Below are 4075 nucleotides of genomic sequence, written 5' to 3' on the forward strand. Positions count from 1 at the left end.
AGCGCCTGTCTCGAAACCCGGTGACCGATGGGCTCACCTGGTTTCGAGACGGTTGCTGCGCAACCTCCTCAACCAGCAGAGACGGCGCGCCCTCCTCAACCAGCGAACGGGCCGCCGACGCCCTCCAACGCACGCCGCGTCCAGACCCGCGCCATGGCTCGCTTGTAGTCGGCCGAGCCGAGGCGGTCTGCGCGCGGCGTACATGCTTCCGCGGCGGCATCGGCGGCAGCGGCGATCGACTCGGGAAGCAGCGGGCGGCCGACCAGTTGCTGAGCGCAGGCGGCCGGCAGGATGGTGCGCGGGGCGACGCCGGCCAGGGCGACGCGGGCGTCGCTGACGACGCCGTCGGAGCCGAAGGTCAGCGCGACGGCGACGCCGACGGTGAGGTAGTCCTGGGCAGAGCCGGGCGCGAACCGCAGGTACACCACGCGGCGCGCGGCTTCTGCAGCCACGACGAGACCTGTGATCAGCTCGCCAGCAGCGAGAGCTTGGCCCGATTCGTCGTACAGGCGATCCAGGCTGACCTCGCGCACTCCGTGAGGACCCTGGATCTGGACCTTGGCGCCCAAGGCGAGCAGGACGGCAAGCAGATCTTGGCGACCGTCGCCGAGAGCGACCGAGCCACCGATCGTGGCAACCGAACGGATGCGCGGGTTGGCGATCTTGCCAGCGACACGACCCAGCAGCGGCGTCCGCGCCGACACCTGCGCGGAGCTCGCCAGCTGCTGCAGAGTCAGACAGGAGCCGAGCTGGAGGGCGCCGCCGTCGCGGCGTTCGGCGCGCAGCTCCGGCACGCGCCCGAGGTACACCAGACTGTCAGGTTGCACGCTCCGGTCCTTCAGCTGCGGCGCCAGCCAGGTGCCGCCGGCGACCGCCACCGACCCGGGCGTGGACAGGAGCCCCACCGTCTCCTCGACAGAGGTGGGCACGAAGAAGTGGGGTTCAGGGCGCATCGAGGTAGGCCTTCACGGCGGCGAGGATCGAGGCGTAGCCCGTACACCGGCAGAGATTCCCGGACATGAACGTCCGCACCTCGTCCGTCTCCGCCGACGGCATCTGCCCCCGCAATGCGTACGCCGCGACCTCCGCACCCGGCGTACACATCCCGCACTGCATGCCTTCGTGCTGCACGAAGGCGTCGACCAGCGCGGGCTCGAGATCGGTCAGGCCCTCGACGGTCCAGACGTCGGCGGAATCTGCACACCCAGCGAGGTAGAGACACGAAGACACCGGGTCGGACCCCACGAGGACGGTGCACACGCCGCACGACCCGACACCGCACGTCTCCTTCGTGCCGGTCAGACCGAGACCACGTAGCAGGTCGACCAGCAGCGCGTCACTGCGCACGTCCACGTCCACCTGCCCACCGTTGAGCCTGAACGACACCTTCATCGCGCGCCACTGAGTCCGGCCAGCACCCGTTCGGCGGTCAGCGGCAGCTCCCGGAACCGGAGGCCAACGGCGTCCGCCACGGCGTTGGCGATCGCAGCCGCGACGGCAGGCGTGGTCGTCTCCCCGATGTTCTTGACGTCTGCCCATCCGACGCCGACGCTCCCACGCACCAACACGGTCCGCAGCTGCGGTACGTCGGCCGTGGTCGGCAGCTTGAACTCGCGCAGGCTGTTCGCCGCCATCCGCCCGTCGGCCTCGCCGAGGTCCTCGAGACAGGCGTACCCGTAGCCCATCACCACCCCGCCGTCGATCTGCATCCGGAACGCTGCTGGACGGATGATCTCGGCGACGTCGATGGCCGTCAGCACCTCGAGCACATCGACCTCCCCGGTCTCCGGGTCGACGGCGACCTGTGCGATCTGAACCAGGTCGGTGCCGACCGGTGGTCCGGTCGGGCCCTTCGCCTCAACGGTCACGGGCTTGCCGTCAGCGCGCCGCCACGCCTCCACGGCGGCCGCCACTGCAGCCGCCATCCCCACCGTGACCCGGCTGCCTCCGGCACCCTGGTCGAAGGGCAGACCGCTGGTCGGCGTCGCGACCACCTCGACCATCGACGGCTCGACCCCGAGGCGTTGAGCCATCAGCTCACGCAGGACGCTGTGGCTGCCGGTGCCGGTCTCGACGACCGGGCACTCGACGCGGATCCGCCCGTCGCGCGCTGCGCTCACGCCGAGGCTGGTGTTGGCGCGCGCCGCCGTACTTCGGCTGTAGGCCGCGACCCCTCGGCCGTGCAGCCAGCCCACGGGTGACTCGATGGGCCGGTACTCCGCGAGCGCGGCATCGAGCACCTCGTGGCCTCGTCGCTCCACCCACACCTGACCCGAAGGGTCGGCCTCGCCCGTCGTCAGCAGATTGCGGCGGCGGAGCTCGACCGGGTCGATGCCGGAGATCCCGGCCAGCTCGTCGACCGCCGACTCGAACGCGAAGACTCCTTGCGGGGCACCGGGTGCTCGCATGTTTCCTCGGGGCACGGTGTGGGTGTAGACCCGCGTCGTCTCGCTGAAGAATGCCGGGATCCGGTACGACGCCACGTCGACGATGCCGTGAGGTCCACGCGCGCTGGGCGTGAACCCGCCGTACGCTCCGGCGTTGAGGGTGGCGCTGATCGCCGCTGCCACGAACCGGCCGTCGGCATCGGCGCCGAGGCGCACCCGGACCTCAGCGGAGTGACGCGGGTTGGTTGCTGTCAGGTCCTCGGAGTAGCGCAGCACCGACTTCACCGGACGGCGCACCAGCCGGGAGAGCTCGACACACAGAACCGCATCTTGCGAGGAGCCCTTGCCGCCGAAGTCACCGCCGAGCAGGACAGGTTGGAGGTCGACCGCGTCCGAAGCGAGGCCGAGGCAGTCGGCGATCGTCGAGCGCACCTTGTAGGGCGCCTTCGTGGTCAGCCACACCCTCACGTCGTGCTCCGAGTGGTAGTCGGCCACGCAGGCCTGCGGCTCGAGGTACCCCTGGTGCACGCTGTGCGCGCGGTACGTCGCGTCGACCATGAACGCGGCTCGCAGGAGGGCCTCCTCCGCGACGTCAAGCGAGCCGTGCGTTCCGTGGTAGACGACGTTAGGACCGTCCTCTGGGGTCGCGGCCGCCCCGATATAGCTCGCCGGCTCGGCATGGACGCGAGGTGCATGCGGCTCGAGTGCCTCTGCGGGTGTCAGGACAGCGGGCCGGGGCTCGTACTCGACGACGACCAGGTCGGTCGCTCGCTCGGCGTCAGCAAGGGAATGAGCGACCACTGCCGCAACCCGCTCCCCCACGAACCTCGTCTCCTCCGCCGCCAAGAGTGGCGCGTCAAGCAGCGAACGTCCGTACGTCGTGCTGGCCACGTCAGCGGCCGTGAACACGCCGACGACGCCGTCGGCTGCCTTCGCCGAGCGAGTGTCGATCGAGACGATCCGGGCGTGGGGATGCGGGCTACGCACCATCGCCACCCAGGTCATGCCCGGGAGCACGAGGTCGGCGACGTAGCGCGCCGAGCCCTGCGCCTTGGCACCTGCATCCGGCCGAGCGCTCATGCCCCTCCTCGTCGTCGGGCGACATTCAGGGATATGGTTAGTCCAATAGACGAGGTGCGGTCAATGCGCAAAGGGGGACGGGCGACTACGTGGACACTCCGCCGGCAACCAGTCCCTCGGGCATCCGGCGGCTCTTCACCTCGCTGAGCATCCCCAACTACCGGCTCTTCTTCGCCGGCCAGCTGGTCTCGGTGATCGGCACCTGGATGCAGCGGGTCGCCCAGGACTGGCTGATCCTCGAGATCGGCGGCGGCCCGATCGAGCTGGCCCTCGGGGTCGCGCTCCAATCCGCGCCGGCCCTGCTCCTGGGCGTGTGGGGCGGCCTGCTGGTGGACCGGTCCAAGCACGTGCGGTTCGTGCTGTTGTGCTCCCAGGTCGGCCTGGCGCTGCTGGCGCTCACCCTGGGCCTGCTGGCCGTCACCGAGCACGCGACCCTCGCCACCATCTACGTCAGCGCGTTCCTCGTCGGCCTGCTGAACCTCGTCGACAAGCCGGCCCGCCAGTCCTTCGTGCTCGAGATGGTCGATGAGGACCAGGCCGCCAACGCCATCTCGTTGAACAGCTCGATCAACAACGCCGCGCGCCTCATCGGCCCGGCCATTGCTGGT

At 70.1% G+C, this 4075-nt stretch carries 4 protein-coding genes; 1 reads left to right on the forward strand and 3 read right to left on the reverse strand.

Annotated features, from left to right (window positions below):
* Positions 1-95 precede the first annotated feature (95 nt).
* From ISU10_RS22570 to ISU10_RS22580, 3 genes are read right to left on the reverse strand one after another with little or no spacing between them, the layout of a single operon-like run.
* Positions 96-953 carry an FAD binding domain-containing protein gene (locus tag ISU10_RS22570; protein ID WP_194698709.1) on the reverse strand — a complete coding sequence of 286 codons (858 nt, stop codon included), beginning with the start codon at positions 951-953 and terminating at the stop codon, positions 96-98.
* Positions 943-1392, reverse strand: a complete 450-nt coding sequence (locus tag ISU10_RS22575) for a (2Fe-2S)-binding protein (protein WP_194698710.1) — start codon at positions 1390-1392, stop codon at positions 943-945. Before ISU10_RS22575 ends, ISU10_RS22570 begins: the two co-directional genes overlap by 11 nt.
* Complete coding sequence (locus ISU10_RS22580) at positions 1389-3467, reverse strand: xanthine dehydrogenase family protein molybdopterin-binding subunit (RefSeq protein ID WP_194698711.1); 2079 nt, start codon at positions 3465-3467, stop codon at positions 1389-1391. The genes ISU10_RS22575 and ISU10_RS22580 overlap by 4 nt, the downstream gene beginning before the upstream one ends.
* Positions 3468-3556: 89 nt before the next feature.
* On the opposite strand from ISU10_RS22580, the gene ISU10_RS22585 reads away from it, so the two are divergent.
* The coding region (locus ISU10_RS22585; RefSeq protein WP_194698712.1) for an MFS transporter at positions 3557-4075 on the forward strand (519 nt) is incomplete at its 3' end.

This window comes from Nocardioides agariphilus (genome assembly GCF_015352445.1).
Taxonomy (GTDB): Bacteria; Actinomycetota; Actinomycetes; order Propionibacteriales; family Nocardioidaceae; genus Nocardioides; species Nocardioides agariphilus.